15 protein-coding genes are annotated in these 16,610 nt (G+C 61.5%); 8 read left to right on the top strand and 7 right to left on the bottom strand.

The genetic code is table 11. The features are described from left to right. Positions 1 to 1,494, top strand: a complete 1,494-nt coding sequence (locus tag AAFG16_RS32655) for an ABC transporter substrate-binding protein (RefSeq protein WP_342731913.1) — start codon at positions 1 to 3, stop codon at positions 1,492 to 1,494. A 516-nt stretch (positions 1,495 to 2,010) separates the two neighbouring features. Then, the gene (locus AAFG16_RS32650; RefSeq protein ID WP_283080578.1) at positions 2,011 to 2,985 is read left to right on the top strand and encodes a magnesium transporter CorA family protein; all 975 of its coding nucleotides are present in this window, start codon (positions 2,011 to 2,013) and stop codon (positions 2,983 to 2,985) included. A gap of 70 nt (positions 2,986 to 3,055) precedes the next feature. On the opposite strand, the gene AAFG16_RS32645 is transcribed toward AAFG16_RS32650, so the two are convergent. From AAFG16_RS32645 to AAFG16_RS32635, 3 genes are all read right to left on the bottom strand, one after another. Then, positions 3,056 to 4,606: a winged helix-turn-helix domain-containing protein gene (locus AAFG16_RS32645; protein ID WP_342731910.1), complete on the bottom strand. Its 1,551-nt coding sequence runs from the start codon at positions 4,604 to 4,606 to the stop codon at positions 3,056 to 3,058. Between the two features lie 142 nt (positions 4,607 to 4,748). Further along, positions 4,749 to 5,369 (bottom strand): alpha/beta hydrolase, encoded by a 621-nt coding sequence (locus AAFG16_RS32640; protein WP_342731908.1) that lies wholly within the window; start codon positions 5,367 to 5,369, stop codon positions 4,749 to 4,751. After that, a complete protein-coding gene (locus tag AAFG16_RS32635) occupies positions 5,366 to 6,304 on the bottom strand; it encodes a ring-cleaving dioxygenase (RefSeq protein WP_342731906.1) in 939 nt (312 codons plus the stop codon). The genes AAFG16_RS32640 and AAFG16_RS32635 overlap by 4 nt, the downstream gene beginning before the upstream one ends. 128 nt (positions 6,305 to 6,432) lie before the next feature. Here AAFG16_RS32635 and AAFG16_RS32630 point away from each other — a divergent pair, with 128 nt between their 5' ends. Beyond that, entirely contained in the window at positions 6,433 to 7,332 is a 900-nt protein-coding gene (locus AAFG16_RS32630; protein WP_342731904.1) for a LysR family transcriptional regulator, read from the top strand. Positions 7,333 to 8,322: 990 nt separating this feature from the next. Here the strand turns inward: AAFG16_RS32630 and AAFG16_RS32625 are convergent. Further along, complete coding sequence (locus tag AAFG16_RS32625; protein WP_342741009.1) at positions 8,323 to 9,204, bottom strand: alpha/beta hydrolase; 882 nt, start codon at positions 9,202 to 9,204, stop codon at positions 8,323 to 8,325. Between the two features lie 488 nt (positions 9,205 to 9,692). Here AAFG16_RS32625 and AAFG16_RS32620 point away from each other — a divergent pair, with 488 nt between their 5' ends. The 4 genes from AAFG16_RS32620 (at position 9,693) to AAFG16_RS32605 (ending at position 12,902) form a co-directional block, all read left to right on the top strand. Further along, positions 9,693 to 10,100: a hypothetical protein gene (locus AAFG16_RS32620; RefSeq protein ID WP_342731902.1), complete on the top strand. Its 408-nt coding sequence runs from the start codon at positions 9,693 to 9,695 to the stop codon at positions 10,098 to 10,100. Between the two features lie 339 nt (positions 10,101 to 10,439). Further along, the gene (locus AAFG16_RS32615) at positions 10,440 to 12,038 is read left to right on the top strand and encodes a hypothetical protein (RefSeq protein WP_342731900.1); all 1,599 of its coding nucleotides are present in this window, start codon (positions 10,440 to 10,442) and stop codon (positions 12,036 to 12,038) included. Between the two features lie 18 nt (positions 12,039 to 12,056). Continuing rightward, positions 12,057 to 12,665, top strand: a complete 609-nt coding sequence (locus tag AAFG16_RS32610) for a tetratricopeptide repeat protein (protein ID WP_342731898.1) — start codon at positions 12,057 to 12,059, stop codon at positions 12,663 to 12,665. A 6-nt stretch (positions 12,666 to 12,671) separates the two neighbouring features. Continuing rightward, positions 12,672 to 12,902, top strand: coding sequence for an MGMT family protein (locus AAFG16_RS32605; RefSeq protein ID WP_342731896.1), 231 nt, complete (start codon positions 12,672 to 12,674; stop codon positions 12,900 to 12,902). A gap of 232 nt (positions 12,903 to 13,134) precedes the next feature. On the opposite strand, the gene AAFG16_RS32600 is transcribed toward AAFG16_RS32605, so the two are convergent. The 3 genes from AAFG16_RS32600 to dapD all read right to left on the bottom strand — a co-directional run bounded on the left by AAFG16_RS32600 (position 13,135) and on the right by dapD (position 15,365). Then, positions 13,135 to 13,662, bottom strand: a complete 528-nt coding sequence (locus AAFG16_RS32600; protein ID WP_342741008.1) for a hypothetical protein — start codon at positions 13,660 to 13,662, stop codon at positions 13,135 to 13,137. 173 nt (positions 13,663 to 13,835) lie between these two features. Then, entirely contained in the window at positions 13,836 to 14,075 is a 240-nt protein-coding gene (locus AAFG16_RS32595) for a DUF3551 domain-containing protein (protein ID WP_342731894.1), read from the bottom strand. 318 nt (positions 14,076 to 14,393) lie between these two features. After that, the gene (gene dapD, locus AAFG16_RS32590; protein WP_342731892.1) at positions 14,394 to 15,365 is read right to left on the bottom strand and encodes a 2,3,4,5-tetrahydropyridine-2,6-dicarboxylate N-succinyltransferase; all 972 of its coding nucleotides are present in this window, start codon (positions 15,363 to 15,365) and stop codon (positions 14,394 to 14,396) included. A gap of 237 nt (positions 15,366 to 15,602) precedes the next feature. Between dapD and AAFG16_RS32585 the strand changes: the two genes are divergently transcribed. After that, complete coding sequence (locus AAFG16_RS32585) at positions 15,603 to 16,589, top strand: cysteine synthase A (RefSeq protein WP_342731890.1); 987 nt, start codon at positions 15,603 to 15,605, stop codon at positions 16,587 to 16,589. The last annotated feature ends 21 nt before the right edge of the window (positions 16,590 to 16,610 follow it).

Below are 16,610 nucleotides of genomic sequence, written 5' to 3'. Positions count from 1 at the left end.
ATGTTCAGGAAGCTATCGATCGTCGCTATTGCTGCAGCGTTCGCCGCGGCGCCGCTGCCGGTGCTGGCGCAGAGCAAGAAGGACAGCGTCGTCATGGCGATGACGCTGGAGCCGCCCGGGCTCGATCCAACCAACGCGGCCGCGGCAGCGATCGCCGAGGTCACGCTCTACAACATCTATGAGACCCTGACCAAGATCAACGAGGACGGCTCCGTCGCCCCCTTGCTGGCGGAGAGCTGGACCGCTTCGCCTGATCTGAAGACTTATACGTTCAAGCTGCGCAAGGGCGTCAAATTCCACAACGGCGAGGCGTTCGACTCTGCCGCGGTAAAGTTCTCGTTCGAGCGCAACGCGGCGCCTGCTAGCACCAACAAGGACAAGAGCCTGTTCCAGGCGTTCGAGAAGGTCGATGCGCCCGACGCCGACACGGTGGTGATCACCCTGAAATATGGCGAGCCGAACTTGCCGTTCCTGCTCGGGCAGGCGAGCGGCTCGATCGTCGAGCCGAAGAGCGCCCCCACCAATGTCACGCAGCCGGTCGGCACTGGACCCTATCAATTGGGGGCGTGGGCCAAAGGCTCCTCGATCACGTTGAACAAATGGGCCGACTACCGCAACGCCTCCGCGGTCAAGCTCTCGAAGGTGACGATCCGGTTCATCTCCGATCCCGCAGCGCAGGCGGCGGCACTGCTCTCGGGCGACGTCGACGCATTTCCGCGCATCGCCACCCGCGTCGTGGCCCAGTTCAAAAGCGACCCGCGCTTCACGGTCCTGATCGGCGGCTCCAAGGCGAAAACCATCGTCGCGATCAACGAGCGGAAGAAGCCGCTCGATGACGTCCGCGTTCGCCGCGCCATCCTCGCTGCGATCGACCGCAAGGCGTTGATCGACGGTGCGGTCGAAGGTTTCGGCACGCCGATCGGCAGCTTCTACACGCCGGGATCGCTCGGCTATGTCGACGCCACCGGCATCAATCCCTACGACCCTGAGAAGGCCAAGAAGCTGCTCACTGAAGCCGGCGTCACCACGCCGCTGGAATTGTCGCTGAAGCTGCCGCCGCCACCCTATGCGCGCCAGGGCGGTGAGATCGTCGCGGCCCAGCTCGCCAAGGTCGGCATCATCGCCAAGATCGAGAACGTCGAATGGGCGCAGTGGCTGTCGCAGGTGTTCGCGCCGAACAGCCCGCATAATTTCGACCTCACCATCGTCAGCCATGTCGAGCCGTTCGACCTCGTCAAGATCACCGAGCCGGACTACTATCTCGGCTACAACAACGAGGCGTTCAACGCGCTCTACAAGCAGATCGTCTCGACGCCGGACGAAGCTGCGCGCGCAAAACTGCTCGGCGACGCCCAGCGCATGCTGGCGACCGACGCCGTCTCCGCCTACCTGTTCCAGCCGCAATGGCCGACCGTCATCAACAAGAAGCTCAAGGGCGTCTGGAAGGAAGTCCCGCAGTTCGAAAACGACTTTTCGACGTGGTCCTGGGAGTAGGGACGGCGGCCCGTGACTGCGCCCTCTCCCCTTGCGGGAGAGGGCATCGACGCCGGTAGACGCGAACTCACTTGGGTGAGGGGTCTGTCTCCGCGGATGCTTCTCTCTCAATCTCAACAGCTTTACCCGCGGAGAGAACCCCTCATCCGGCGCCATAGCCGAAGCTGCGCTTCGGCGTTCTTAAGAACGGCGGCCGCTGGCCGCCTGTGCCATCTTCTCCCACAAGGGGAGAAGGAATAACCTCCAAAACAAAAATCTGAAAACAACCCCATGCACAGTAGCCGGGGGTAGTCATTTCAATGGCTTGCGCGATCCGCTCGATGCCATGCGCAAAATCCTCGGTGCCGGTTGACCCGTCGGGCAAAACACTGGCATGATGGCATCATCGAAGCAGGCTGCCCCTGAGCGCCGCCTCTGTTGATTTCCCCACCTTGAACGATTGAAACCCTGATGCGTTAGCCCGCAGGATGGTCGCTTGCTGTGCGATCCGGCGCGAGGGTTTGCGGAGTTCGCTCATTGCTCAAACTATACAGGTGGCCGTCCGACGACTGGCAAAGCATCCACACGGAAATGCCCTCGGAGATCATCTGGGCTGATCTTTTGAATGCAACCGCGGAGGAGAAGCAGTTCGTCGAACGCTTGCTGAAGATACGCATTCCATCGGAGGAGTCGCTCAGCGAGATCGAGGCGTCGAGCCGCCTGATCTTCGACCACGGCACGCTCTATCTCAGCTCGCCTGCGGTCCGGCACAACGAGGACAACGAGGCCGAGATCACGCCGGTGGGGTTTCTCATCGGCCCGCACGTGCTGGTGACGGTGCGTTTCGCGCAACTGCCGACCTTCGACGACGTCGGCAAGCGCATCGGCTCCGACGACAGCCTGGAGAACGGCATGTGCGTGTTCACCAGCCTGCTGGAAGCCATGATCGACCGCGGCGCAGATGTTCTGGAGCATCTCGGCGCCAAGGTCGACAAACTGTCGCATGGTGTCTTCAAGGGCGGGCTCGTCCGGACCAAGCGGCCGGTGCGCTCCAGCCGCAGGATGCGGGAAGCGCTGGAGAACATCGGCGATCTCGCCGATCGTCTCGCCAAGGTGCGGGACGTCCTGCTCGGGGTCGGCCGCGTCGCCTCGTTCGCCCACGATGTCGGGAGCGACTGGATCACGGCTGCATCGAAGAAGCGCCTTCAGGCCGTCTCGAAGGACGTCGCCTCGCTCAGCGATTACGAGACGCGATTGACCGACAAGATTCAGCTTCTGCTCGATGCGGTGCTCGGCTTCATCAACATCCAGCAAAACGAGCTGTTCAAGATCCTGACGATCGTCTCGGTCGTCGGCGTGCCGCCGACCATCCTGGTCGGCATCTGGGGCATGAACTTCAAGCGCATGCCCGAGCTCGACTGGACGTTTGGTTATCCGCTGGCCTGGCTCGCGGTCATCGCCAGCGCCTTGCTGCCGCTGATCTGGTTCAAGCGACGCGGCTGGTTCGAGTGACGGAAGCGGCGCACCGTTTCGCAACGATGCGCCGCTGCTTCGTCAGCTTACGCTGGCAGTCACGCCGATTTCACCCCTCGGGCATACCGGCTAGATGCAGCCCTTTCAGGATGCGCCTGGCGCCCGCCAGGAAGGCCGGATTGTCGCTGACTGAAAAGCTCTTGAAACGACGAATGGTGAAGGTGGGATTGAGTGCAAGTCCGTCTCTCACGGCAGCTTGGGCCTCGGGCAATCTGCCAAGATGTGCGAGCGCGGAACCCAGTCCAAAACGTGCGAAGGCATAATTTCGATTGGTTTCAATGCTGCGATGGAACCAGGCGACGGCTTCGGCATCCGCCTCAAGCTGCATTTTGGCGAAGGCGATGTCGCCCATCCAGGCAAAAGCGAAGATATCATGAGGAGACAGACGTAAGGCCTGGTTGACATGGCCTTCGGTCTCCGCGCCGCAACCAGTGAACAGTTTGGCGATACCGATGACTGGATGCGCGACAGCCAAATTGCGGTCCAGCACCAACGCCCGCTCGCACTCGGCCACGCCTTCGGCGATGCGGTTCGTATAGACGAGAACGGCCCCCAAAGCGACGTGGGCCCAGGAATGATTTGGCGCAACAGACAGTGCCTTTAGCAGGGTGGTTTCTGCTGCAACAAGGAGGGAATGGCTGTCATCGGTCAACATGGCGCAGGCGGTTAGGGTGTCGACCGTCGCCATCCACACCATCGCATCGACATTTCCGGGGTCGACCGACAGCGCGCGTTCAAAAAAGTGGCGGGCCGGACGCAAATTTTCGGACGTAAGCCCCTTGTTCCACCAAAAGCGACCTTGAAGATAAAGGTCCATTGAATCCGGATGCGGGACGTTTTCGGCCCTGCGTGCTTCGGCTTCAATGAGTTGCGCGTTCAGCGTATTGGCGAGCCGCGATACAATCTCGTCTTGCAGGTCGAACAGGTCGGCAACGGCCTTGTCGAAACGGTCGGACCATAGTTGCGAGCTATCTTCAGCATTCACGAGTTTGACGTTCACCCGAAGCCGGTTTCCGGCGCGCTGGACCGAACCTTCGACCACATAACGGACATTCAACTCACGGCCGATCTCTCTGAGATCGAGCACCTTGCCCTTGTAGGTGAATGCGGTGTGTCTGCCGATGACGAACGACCGCCTGACGCGTGACAGGTCCGTGGTCAGGCTCTCGGTAATGCCGTCGACCAGGTAGTCCTGTTCCGGGGCAGCACTGAGATTGGCGAAAGGCAGCACGACAATGGAAAGGTGGGCCGGCGATGTCCGGGGTGCCGAACCAGTCAATTCGATTTCGGACATTTCCCGCACAGCGCCAACGAAGCGAAAGCCCTTGCGCGGCAGCGTCTTGATCAGGCTTTGCTTCTGCCCCGAGTCGCCGATGGCGGTCCGCGCGGCATTAAGCCGAGTCGTCAACGCGGCATCCGAAACGATGCGCCCGTTCCAGACAGTCGCCACGAGCTCGTCCTTGCTGACGACGCGATCACGATTGCAGATCAAGAACTCGAGCAGGTCGAAGAGTTGCGGCGTAACCGGTACCAGCTCCGTCCCCCGGCGCAATTCGCGCCGGCCAGTGTCAAATGTGCAGTCTTCAAAGAGATAACGCAATCCGTTCTCCCTCGCCTGAACACCTAACGGGCAGGATAGCTTACGATCGGAAGAATGTAAGCAACGAGGTGACCGAATTGCATCCGCGACGGGCTCGAATGATGGCAGCGGCGCGCCGCTGGAACGATGCGCCGCTTCTGAGTTATGCCGCTTTCGCCTCGACGCTGCCGATCCAGTTGCGGGCCAGCGTCACATCGGCCTGCGTTAGTTGATGGCCTGCCGGCAGCACCCTGTGGTCGACACGCGCTCCCGCCTCCAGCAGCAGCGCTGCAAGTTGTCCCGAATTGCTCGCCGGCACGATCGGGTCGCCTTGCCCGGACAGCAGCAGCACCGGCTTGCCGTCGAGCTCGACCTTGGGCGGATCCGACAGCGGCGCCATGGCCCGCAGCAGGATCGCGCCTGCCAGCGCGTCCGGCTGCAGCAGCAACAGCGCTGCGGCAATGTTGGCGCCGTTGGAGAAGCCGACCGCAACCGGCGCAGCGATGCCATGTTGCTTCCGCACATCCGCGACGAACTCGCCGAGCTCGATCGCGCGTCGCCGCACGTCGTCCTCGTCGAATACGCCCTCGGCGAGACGGCGGAAGAAGCGCGGCATGCCGTGCTCGAGCACGCGGCCGCGCGGCGAGAGCAGAGCGGAGCCGGGCGAGATCATCTTGCCGAGCCCGAGCAGGTCGTTCTCGTCACCGCCGGTGCCGTGCAGCAGCAGAAGTGGAGGGGAGCCCGCGGTGGTCGCGGGCTCGAAACGATGGATGAACTCGGTCACGACACGCTCTCCTCCAGGCTCGGCAGCACGCCCTCGATCTGCTTGCGATGCTGCTCCAGGAAAGCCGGCAGCTTCAGGTCTCGTCCCAGCGTCGCGACGGGCTCGTCGACGGCGAAGCCGGGGATATCGGTCGCGATCTCGAACAGCACGCCGCCGGGCTCGCGGAAGTAGATCGAGCGGAAGTAGTTGCGATCCCGCTGCTCGGTCGGATGCAGGCCGTGATTGCTCACCAGCTTTTCCGCCATCTTGCCCTGCTCGGCATCGTCAGCCGCGCGGAAGGCGATGTGATGCACCGAGCCGCCGCCCTGATGCCCGCGCAGAAAACCCTTGGCCTCGTAGATGTCGACAACGCTGCCTTCGGTATCGCCCGGCGCCTTGAAGCGGATCACGGAGCCTTCGCGCTTGGTTTCCTTGAAGCCGAACACGTCGGTGAGGACGGCAGCCGTCTTCGCCGCGCTGTCGAGCAGCAGGGTCACGCCGTGGAAGCCGCGGATCGCGTGCTCGGCCGGCACGTCGCCATTGCTCCAGCCGGGCTCGTTCTCGGCGCCGGGGATGCCGACGAGGGCGAGCGCCATGCCGTCAGGGTCGGTGAACGGCAGCACGGACTCGCCAAAACGCTTCTCCAGCGCCTCGTAGGCAATGCCCTTCTCGATGAAGCGCTGCGTCCAGTAGCCGAGCGAACGCTGCGGCACGCGGAAGGCGGTCTGATGGGTCTCGCCGACGCCGCGGCGGCCGGGGGATACGCCGGCCCAGGGGAAGAAGGTCAGGATGGTGCCGGGGCGGCCGGTCTCGTCGCCGTAATAGAAGTGATAGGTGCCGGGATCGTCGAAATTGACCGTCTTCTTGACGAAGCGCAGGCCGAGATCCCGGGTGTAAAAGCCGAAATTGCGGATGGGATCGCCGGCGATCGCGGTGACATGGTGCAGTCCAGACATTGTCGTCCTCCAGATGCGGGGAGCGGTCTTGCTCTGGGGCGAAATATCGTTCCGCTTTGGATTGGAGACAATCCATGCAAATATGACGGCTATGTCTACGATTTGGAAGCAATCGCGGGGGCCGGCCCTTGGATAAGGTCGCCAGCCTCCGGGCCTTCGTGAAGGTGGTCGAAAGCGGCAGCTTTGCCGAAGCGGGCCGGCAGCTGCGGCTGTCGCGTTCGGCGATCAGCAAATACATCGCCGACCTCGAGGAGAGCCTCGGCGTCCAGCTCTTGAACCGGACCACGCGGCATGCGAGCCCGACCGAGAACGGCCAGCGCTATTTCGAGCGGGCGGTCGTGATCCTCTCGGAGATCGAGGCCGCCGATCAGGCAGTGACGCAGGCCCAGTCGGCGCCGCGCGGTCTGTTGCGCGTCAACGCGCCGATGTCGTTCGGGACGATGCGGCTGGGTCCCGTGCTCGCCGAATTCATGGCGCGCCATGGCGAGCTTCAGCTCCAGATCGTGCTCAGCGACGATCTGCTCGATCCCGTGCAGGACGGCTTTGACGTCACGTTGCGGATTGCCGAACTGGAATCTTCGAGCTTGATCGCGCGAAAAATCATGCCGGTGGCTCGCATGATCTGCGCCTCGCCGGATTATCTCGCGCGTCACGGCACGCCCAGGCATCCGCAGGATCTGCGCCAGCACGCCTCGCTTACCTACGGCTTCCTGCTGACAGGCAATCAGTGGAAGCTCACCGGCCGCGATGGCGACCACTGGATCCAGCCGGCCTGGTCGCTCTGCGTCAACAATGCGGAGGTGCTTCGCGATGTCGCGATCAAGGGTAGGGGGCTCGCGCTGCTTCCCGAGTTCATCGCTGCGGATGCGTTGAAGACGGGCGAGCTGCGGATGGTGCTGGACGACTATTTTGCGCCGCCGCTTGCGCTCTACGCGGTCTATCCGCCGACACGGCACCTCTCGGTGAAGGTGCGGCTGTTCATCGATTTTCTGGTGGAGCGGTTTGGGCGCGAGGAGGAGGCGGGCTGACGCGCTGAGGCTGGCCATGTGGACTCATGTTAAACGCTGGGCTTGCGGATGTTCGCTTGACTCCGAGCAGCGACGAAAAACGAGGCGTGCGGCGACTTCGCCTCCGGGCCAAACCCGGACATCCAGCGGGAAAAGAAAGGCCCGGCTCACGGCGGCCGCGAGCGAAGTTAGTAAGTCACTCCACGAGGCGGCCGTTGGGCCGCCTCTTTTGGCCTTGCTGGGAAGCGCCGCACGCAACGGCGGTAAAATCGGAAGCAAGTCGCTGACTTGTCAGCTCTGAGACCGGAGCGGACGTTTACAGGTTGCCGTGCTGCTTGATGGCCCACTGTCGGTAGGCTTCGTGCGCTGGCGCGACCGTCGCAGGACGGCTGATGTGAGTGCAACCGTCCAATGACATAGATCAAGACGAGGACGGGCAGAGGGAGTAAACTTTAATTCTTGGGGCAGTTTCGCAAGGGAGGCAGTCATGATCTCTCGACGGAAGCTTCTCTCTTCTTTGGGTTTGGCAACTGCAATAGCCGCTTTCCCGACCGTGCTGATGGTCCCTGACGCGGAGGCGCAGACCGCTGGCATGGAAAGGCGTCAAGATCGACGTGAGGGGCGCCGCGAGCGCCGCGAGGATCGCCGTGACGCGCGCCAAGTGCGCCGCGAGGGTCGCCGTGAAGCGCGCCAAGTGCGGCGCGGAGTTACGACGGCGCCCGGAGTTACGACGGGGACAGCTAAGTAGCTTGGTTAGAGCGTAGTGGGTCGATAGGTTTTCATCTCCGCTCATCGCCTCGGTGCAGCGCCTGTAGTAGCTCGCGTGCATGAAGGGAAGATCGAGCCCGTAGGATGGGTTGAGCCCTTGCGAAACCCATCTCGTCGCGATAGCCGCAATCGCGGCCATCATCTTACGGATAGCGCTCCGCAAGATGGTCTTGGCGCGACGATATCACGAGACAAGTGCGATGGGTTTCGCAAGGGCTCAACCCATCCTACAGGCTCGCCGCTCTACTTCTTGCCGTCGAGAAACTCGCGCACCGCCTTCACCGTCGCCACCGGCTGTTCTTCCATCAGCCAGTGTCCGGAGTCCGGAATGACGACCTCCGTGACATCGGTCGCGGCATTCCGCATTACAACGGCTTCCATCGCTCCGAACGATTTTGCACCTCCGACAGCAAGCACCGGCATGGTCAACTTCGTCGCGATCGCCTTCTTGTTGACTTCGGCGTCGGTGCGGATCGCCCTGAATTGGGCAAATGCAGCGCGCATCGCGCCCGGCCGCGCATAGAGCTCTGCGTAATGGCGGCGCGTAGCCTCGGTGATCTTCGAGGGCGTGCCGGCGAATTCATTCCAAAAGCGGTCGAGATAGATGCGCTCGCGGCCCTTGACCAGCCGCTCCATGTCGGGGCCGCCGAAGTCGAAGTGCCACAGAAGCGGGCTGCGCACGACCTCGTCCCACGGCGGCACGCCGGGCACCGGCGCATCCATGACGACCAGCTTCTCGGTCAAGTCGCGATACCGGGCCGCGTAGGCATAGGCCACCATGGTCCCGATATCATGCCCGACGACCGTAGCCTTTTCGATGCCGAGCGCCTGGAGAACAGCCCGCATGTCGGCCGCCTGGCTCCATTTGTCGTAGCCCTTGTCGGGTTTGTCCGAGAGGCCCATGCCGCGCAGATCAGGCACAACGACGGTGTGATCGCGCGCAAGGTCCACGCCAAGCTTCGCCCACATGTCGCCGGTGTCGCCGAAGCCATGGATCAGGATCACGGCGGGACCCTGGCCGCCGACGCGCACATGAATCTGCGTGCCGTTGGCCGGGATGGTTTTGGTCTTGAAGCTGGACGGGAAGGATTCCGTTTCGGCGTGCGCGGCAGGTGCGAGCAGCATGAGAAGAATGGCGAGACATTTTGCGCGCACCGGCGACTCCTATCGTCCTGAAGTTCAGGGAGTGTCCGTACGCTGCTCGTCGGGCTGAAGCAACCTGTCCAGCGCGCTCATCGAGGCCTTCTGGAGCGCGGCGAGCTCGCGCGCGGCGCTCGGGCATTCCGACATCGAGCCGGCCGCCAGCAGCGACGAAAAACGGGGCGTGCGGGGACTTCGCCTCTGGGCCCAGTTCCGAAAATTGCTTAGGGGGCCGCAGTGTCTTGGTGTGACGCCACCTGTTTCCCGGATGCGTCAGGTGATGTAGAATACCCGCTGCCCCTTGAAGCGGGACGTGCCGAAATCACCGTCCGGGCAAACGAGCAGCACTGGTGCCATCGGCAGGCACACTCCTCTTAGAGACCGTTCTTTCTTCGGTTTCGCATCACCGTTCATCACGAACTTTGCGCGCTGCGTTTGCGGCGGCTCGTGCGAGTAATATCGGGAGGAAATCGATGGACAAGGTCGATCGAAGGTCCGCACTGGGAATCGGGTTGGCTGCAGTTTCGGCTGCCATGGTCAAGCCAGCCGCCGCTCAAGCCACAAGCTACAAGGATACGACGCCTTGGCCAGGTGTCGTGGTGCGTGAATATGAAGGCGAAACACCATCGCTGATCCCAGGTTTTAAGACCGTCTCGATGCGCGATGTCATTATGCAGCCGGGGTCGAAGACCATGGGGCCCCCGATGATGAATGCCATGGTCTGCCATATCACCGAAGGGGAGCTTCGGCTTGAGCAGGAGGGAAAAGCCTTTACGGGCAAGAAGAATTTTGTCTGGACCTGCAACAAGGAAACAAAAGAACAGGCGTTCAACGACGGGAATGTGGTCGCGATTATGCGGATCACCGACCTGAAGGCTTAACGCTCGTTTCTTCGCAAGAGATCGATTGTGGGAGCGGATGGCGCAAGCAACAACGCGCCATCCGCGTGCAGGACCGACTCGGGTCAAGATGCGAAGAATAGAGTGAGCAAAGTCAGTCCGCTCTACCCCACCAAGCGGACCTCAATGAAAGTGTCGCCACTTCGCTGATGGGCTCAATAACGGAAATTTCGCTGTCCTATTAAGGAAGTGGCGCGTGTAGTAAGCTCCGATCGAGTTCAACCAATTCAGCAATACGCCTCCCTGGGCTTGGTCTTTGTCGCAACTTTGCACGCGGCAGGTCACGCGCGTCACCGCGTGCATTCTGGAGAGGAGAGTTAGATGAGGACTCACTCGATAAGGATATCTTTTGCGACAGCCCTGCTAGGTGCTGCCATCACGAGCGGTGCAATTGGTCAGCAAGACCAACAGCTCGGTAAGGTGACGTTCCCCACCTCCTGCGATCCCGGTGTACAAGCCGAGTTCGACCGCGGCGTCGCCATGCTGCATTCATATTGGTTCCTGATCGCCCGCCGAAAATTCGAAGCGATACTGCAACAAGATCCCGGCTGCGCCATGGCATATTGGGGTGTGGCGATGGACCTCCTTGGCAACACGCTTGCGACCACGCCATCAAATGCCGAGGCACAAGCAGCCTGGGATGCACTTGAAAAGGCACGATCGGTCGGGGCGAAGACTCAACGTGAGCGGGACTGGATCGAGGCGCTGAGCGCATATTTTCGCGACTACAATAAGGTTCCCGTTGATGCCCGTCTGACGGCCTACAATGCTGCGATGGAGCGCGTGGTGCAGACCTATCCTGACGACTACGAGGCGAAGGCGTACTACGCTCTCACGCTGCAAGCTTCCGCGAAGAAGAACGACCTCTCATACACCAACCAGCTGAAATCCGCGGCACTTCTGGAAGGCTTGTTCGAAGAGAACCCTCAACATCCGGGTGTGACGCATTACCTCATTCACGCCTACGATTTTGCTCCGCTTGCCGAAAAGGGCATTGCATCAGCCCGTCGCTACGCCGGCATCGCTCCGGCGGTGCCGCATGCGCGGCACATGCCGTCTCACATCTATTCCATGGTCGGGCTCTGGGAGGAATCCATCGCCTCAAACGCCTTGGCGCTTGAGATTCAGCCCGACTACTATCACGCATCGGACTTCACGGTGTATGCGCATCTGCAGCTCGCGCAAGACGCCAAAGCCGACGCGATGATCAAAAAGTCGCTGGCCACCGCCGATCGCGGCGACCGACCGATCAACTTCGTCAATTTCACAGCCAAGGCCGCCATGCCGGCGCGCTATGTCTTGGAGCGTGCCGACTGGGCCGGCGCTGCCAACCTGGCGATGACGCCGACCAAATATCCCATGGCGGATTCGTTGATCCGATTCACGCGCGGTCTCGGCATGGCGCGTGTCGGCGATATCGCCGGCGCCAATAAAGAGATCGAGGAGATGAAAGTGTTGCGCACGACGCTGCAGGGGGCTGACCAATCCTACTGGGCCGAACGCACCGAAGAGCAAATGCTTGCGGTTTCCGCGTGGGTGGCACTGAAGGAAGGCGACCACGATCGGGCCCTCAAGTTAATGCGGGCAGCCGCCGACAGCGAAGACGGCAGTGTCAAACACGTGGCCATGGAGAACCGCCTCTTTCCGTTGCGCGAACTGTTGGCGGAATTGCTCCTGGAGGCAGGACAGCCCGCAGCCGCACTGAACGAGTATGAGACCGCACTCAAGCAAACTCCCAATCGCTTCCGCGCGTTCTGGGGCGCCGCGCGCGCTGCCGACCGCTCCGGCGACCGTCAGAAGTCAACCGAGTATTATAGCAAGCTGATAGAGCTCGCCAGGAACGCCGATACGGAGCGGCAGGAAATCCGTGAAGCCAAAGCACAACTGCGGAACGACACCGTGGGTACTTCACGACAATGATGCTTCGGCTGTCCGACCATGCCCAAGAGCGCCGTCAATGTAGGAATGACAAGGCTGATCCCGGCAATTGCTGCCGCGACGGTGCTCGGTGGGCTTGTCGCCTATTTCGCCGTCTACGGGAATGACCGGACGGAATGGAGGATTATACAGCTGGTCAGCGGGTCCACCGGCAAAGGGGCGACCGCAGTCACGCCCGAAGCCTGGCCGATCTGCACCACGATGGTACCGGTGGCGGCGGAAGCCGAGTGGGTGGAGCTCGATCCCGATTTCAAGGCGGGCAAGAGGGCGCTTGCCGCTGCGGACTGGAATGGGGCCATTGTATCGTTCACGCGCGCCGCCCTGCGTGACCCGCTCAATGCCGATATCCAGAACTACCTCGGTTATTCCTATCGACGCTTGCGCCAACTCGGGCCGGCTATTGGACACTATCAGCAGGCGCTCATGCTAAATCCGCGTCACCGCAGCGCGCACGAGCATCTTGGCGAGGCTTATCTGGTGCTCGGCGAGCCCACCAAAGCTGAGCAACATCTGGCTGCATTGGAAAATCTCTGCCTCCTTCTTCCTTGCCAGGAATATGACGATCTCAAGCGCGCCATCGCGGCATACAGAAAGCTGGCCGCACATTGAGGGCCCATGAAAACGTTTTCGGATAAAGTCCGCGACATCGTGCGCAAGATCCCAAAGGGGAACACCATGACGTTCAAAGCCGTCGCTGCCAAAGCCGGCAATCCGAAAGCTGCACGCGCGGTTGGTGCCATCATGCGCACGAATGACGACCCATCGATCCCGTGTCATCGCGTTATTGCAAGCGACGGCTCAAAGCGCGGCCACGTTCGTCCGCGCCCTCGGCCGGCCCAACAATGATCAAGAGCTGCCTTGGCCCACCCGCATTGCCCTGTTCGGGTCACCTTCAGAAAGCAGAACTCGCGCTCTGAGCTAAGGTCAGACACGGGATCACAAGCGGAAACCACGTTCGGATCAGATGGTCGGCCTAAAGCGCGATGAGATTCGGATGAATCGTCATCCTCTTTAGGTTGTTCATTGAGCATGATCCTTCCGGAAACCGCTGCGCACCTTTCCGGATCATGCCTTGGGCTCATCCACCTCGCGCGTCGCGCACTGCCTGCGCGACTTTCGTCGCCTGCGACACTCGTCCGATCTTTGCGCCTGCAATGATCTTTCTTCGGCGTGTGCTTGCCTTCGGCACCATGCCTTCGTTCGCGTTAGCTCCGGCTGGGGGATAGGTCGTGAAGTTCGCGGCGCGATGCAGCGCGAGAGCCTTTCGCGCCGCTTCGACATGCGCGGTCCGAGCTGCCAGGTTGTGAAGACGCCTAAGCTCGTTGTTCAACCGCTTCAGCGCCGCGGCGAAGACTTGCTTGCGTTCTGATGCATGCGCGGCGGTTCCCGGAAAGCTGGCTCCGCGAGCCTCGGCCTTTCCGCGCCCCTCTCGCTGCCTTTGTCGGCCGAGCGTTCGCTCCTTGTCGCGCATCTTGCGCAAGCGGGGTCGCATGGTCTCAAGCTCAGCGATGTCGACGTCATAGATGGCGGGATGGTGCGTGAGGCGGATCGTCTCATATTCTTCGTGGCTGAGGAGGCTGCGTTCGAGCTTGCAGGGGACCGACATTCTCATCCCTCCATTTGATTCCTTGAAAGTCAGGCAGACGGACTTCGTCCAGGTCGACGATTTTCTCAATCATCAGGCCGCACGCGTGCCTCAGCCGAAACTGACGCAAGTCGACCAAGGGCCAGGAGCCGAACTCAAGCGAGAGCCTCGTCCGCTGCGCCCGCGGCGCTCAATCACTGTCTGCCCTGCTGCGAGCGTCCGAATGCATGGCGCGGATTGACCCCGCAGGACGCATGGGTGCCGGAGGCAGCCGCCCTGCACTGCTGGAGGGTCGCGAACTGGCAGTTGCCGGGATGGCCCCAGCGGCGGCCTTGCAGGCAGTAGCGATCTGCGGCCGCGACCGCGGGCGAGAGTGATCCGACCGTGACCAGGATCAAAATGGTGGAGACCGCAGCAAACAGAATACGGTACATCGGAGTCCTCCTGTACTGCTCGTTGGGTGAGTGCTCACCTGTGCTCCCTTGGGTTACCAACTATAACTTCAGCGTTCCGAATGATGATCCGATCATACCCTTAGAGTTCGCAGTGAATTTCCCGAGCTTTGGGCGCGAGGAGAAGGCGGGCTAACCCCGCCACAATGGTCGCCGACGAATTCTTCGCGCGATCCGCCTCAAGCGCGATGAGATCAGGATGAATCGTCATCGCACTTTAGCTTGTTGTAAGTGCATGATCTTTTCGGGAGACCGCTGCGCACTTTGCGCTAACGCGGCCCTCCGGGTCCGGATCAGGCTTTAGCTGTGAAGCTGCGAGTTGAGGCCGTTCCAATTGGGTGTGCGTCTGGTTGCCTCAAGAGCGCCGCTCTGCGAGTTCCGACGAAAAAGAAGGCCCTTCTGACCCGAGAGCTCTCTGGCTTTCACCACTCGACCGTCCTCCAAAAGGATGCGGGCGCCTGCCGTGACATAACAGCCTGCTTCGACCACACAATCATCGCCCAGTGAAATGCCGATGCCGGCATTGGCTCCGATCAGGCAGCGCTCGCCGACTGTAATCCTCTCTTTTCCTCCTCCTGACAGCGTCCCCATGATCGACGCTCCGCCACCAATGTCGCTGCCGCTCCCCACGACCACACCGGCACTGATCCGGCCTTCGACCATGCAGTGACCAAGCGTGCCTGCATTGAAATTGCAAAAGCCTTCATGCATGACGGTCGTGCCCGGTGCCAAATAGGCTCCAAGCCTCACGCGATCCGCATCTGCAATTCTCACGTCCGCGTGCGTCACATAGTCGGTCATGCGCGGAAATTTATCCACGCCGGCCACCTCGAAATTGAGGCCGCGCTTTCGTGCCTCCATGCGCGCTTCCGGCACACGAGAGCTTTCGCACGGACCGAGAGTGGTCCAGGCAACGTTCGGCAGCAGGCCGAAAATCCCTTCGAGGTTCAGGCGATTGGGCTCGACAAGCCGATGGCTAAGCAGGTGGAGCCGAAGGTACGCGTCGTGCACGTCAACGGGCGCGGATGCGAGCGACCCAATCTCGGTACGGATCGGAACGATGTCGACGTTGCGAATATCGTCGTGCCGCGCATATCCACCTGCCGGCTCGCCCAATGATCCCCTGATCTCCTGCTCCGTCAACCGCGCCGTCGCCGCTCGGCCTGCCTCCGCACTCAGGCGCAACTGAAGAAACCAGGAATCCAGGACGCGGCCGTCGGCCGAAATGGTCGCAAATCCCGCACCTGTCGCACCCCTCTGCTCCATCGCCATCTGAACTGCTCGCGCTTTGATCCACCGGATATAGACAGTCTAGGGAAGGCCACCGACGCTGACCAGACCGGCGCGCTCCCATCATCGGCGGAAACTTCGCCGGTGGATGCACAGTGCAGGGAATGGAATTGCCGATCCGGTCGGTTGAACGCCAAAGTTGTTGCCCGTATCGCCTGAACTAGAGAACGAAATTGTCCGCTCGGCAGCCTAAGGTTGGGGAGCGAAAGTGAGGGGGCGATGAACGCTATCCGAACGGGATTTTTGGACTCCATCGGCAATACGCCGTTGATCAGGCTGCGAAGAGCGTCGGAGGCCACGGGCTGCGAGATCTACGGCAAGGCCGAATTTCTCAATCCCGGCGGATCGATCAAGGATCGCGCGGCTCTCGCCATGGTCAACGATGCCGAGCGAAGCGGCAGGCTCAAGCCGGGCGGCGTCATCGTCGAAGGCACGGCGGGAAATGTCGGTATCGGCATCGCGCTCGTCGCGAATGCACGCGGCTATCGCAGCGTGATCGTGATGCCTGACACACAAAGTCAGGAGAAGAAGGACATGTTGCGGTTGTGTGGTGCGGACCTGCGACTGGTCCCCGCCGTTCCCTATTCAAATCCCGGTCATTACGCGCGCTATTCGGGTCAGCTTGCCGAAGAACTCGGTGCATTCTGGGCCAACCAGTTCGACAACACTGCCAATCGCGAGGGCCACTACCGCACGACCGGGCCCGAGATTTGGGAGCAGACGGGCGGAAAGATCGATGGCTTTACCTGTGCCGTCGGCAGCGGCGGGACCTTGGGTGGGGTTGCGCGCGCCCTCAAGGAGCGCAATCCAGCGGTCAGGATTGCGCTCAGCGACCCCATGGGAGCCGCGCTCTACAACTGGTTCACAAAGGGAGAGCTGACGAGCGAAGGCGACTCCATCACCGAAGGAATAGGGCAAGTGCGTGTGACCAGGAACCTGGAGGGCACGCCAATTGATGCGGCCTATCAGATCACGGACCAGGAAGCGTTGCCCGTCCTGTTCGATCTGATCGAGCATGAGGGGCTGGTGCTTGGCGGATCGAGTGCCATCAACATCGTCGGAGCGATGCGACTTGCGCGCGACCTCGGCCCCGGCAAGACCATCGTGACCATCCTCGCCGATGGCGGACAGCGCTATCAATCCAAGCTGTTCAACCCGGAATTTTTGCGCAAGAAGAATCTGCCCACCCCACATTGGATGGGATAGCAACCCCATCCAGCAGGCGGC

The sequence above is a fragment of the Bradyrhizobium sp. B117 genome (assembly GCF_038969555.1).
Classification (GTDB): domain Bacteria; phylum Pseudomonadota; class Alphaproteobacteria; order Rhizobiales; family Xanthobacteraceae; genus Bradyrhizobium.
Note: the sequence above shows the minus strand (reverse complement) of the source record. Positions and strands in the feature narration are given on the sequence as shown.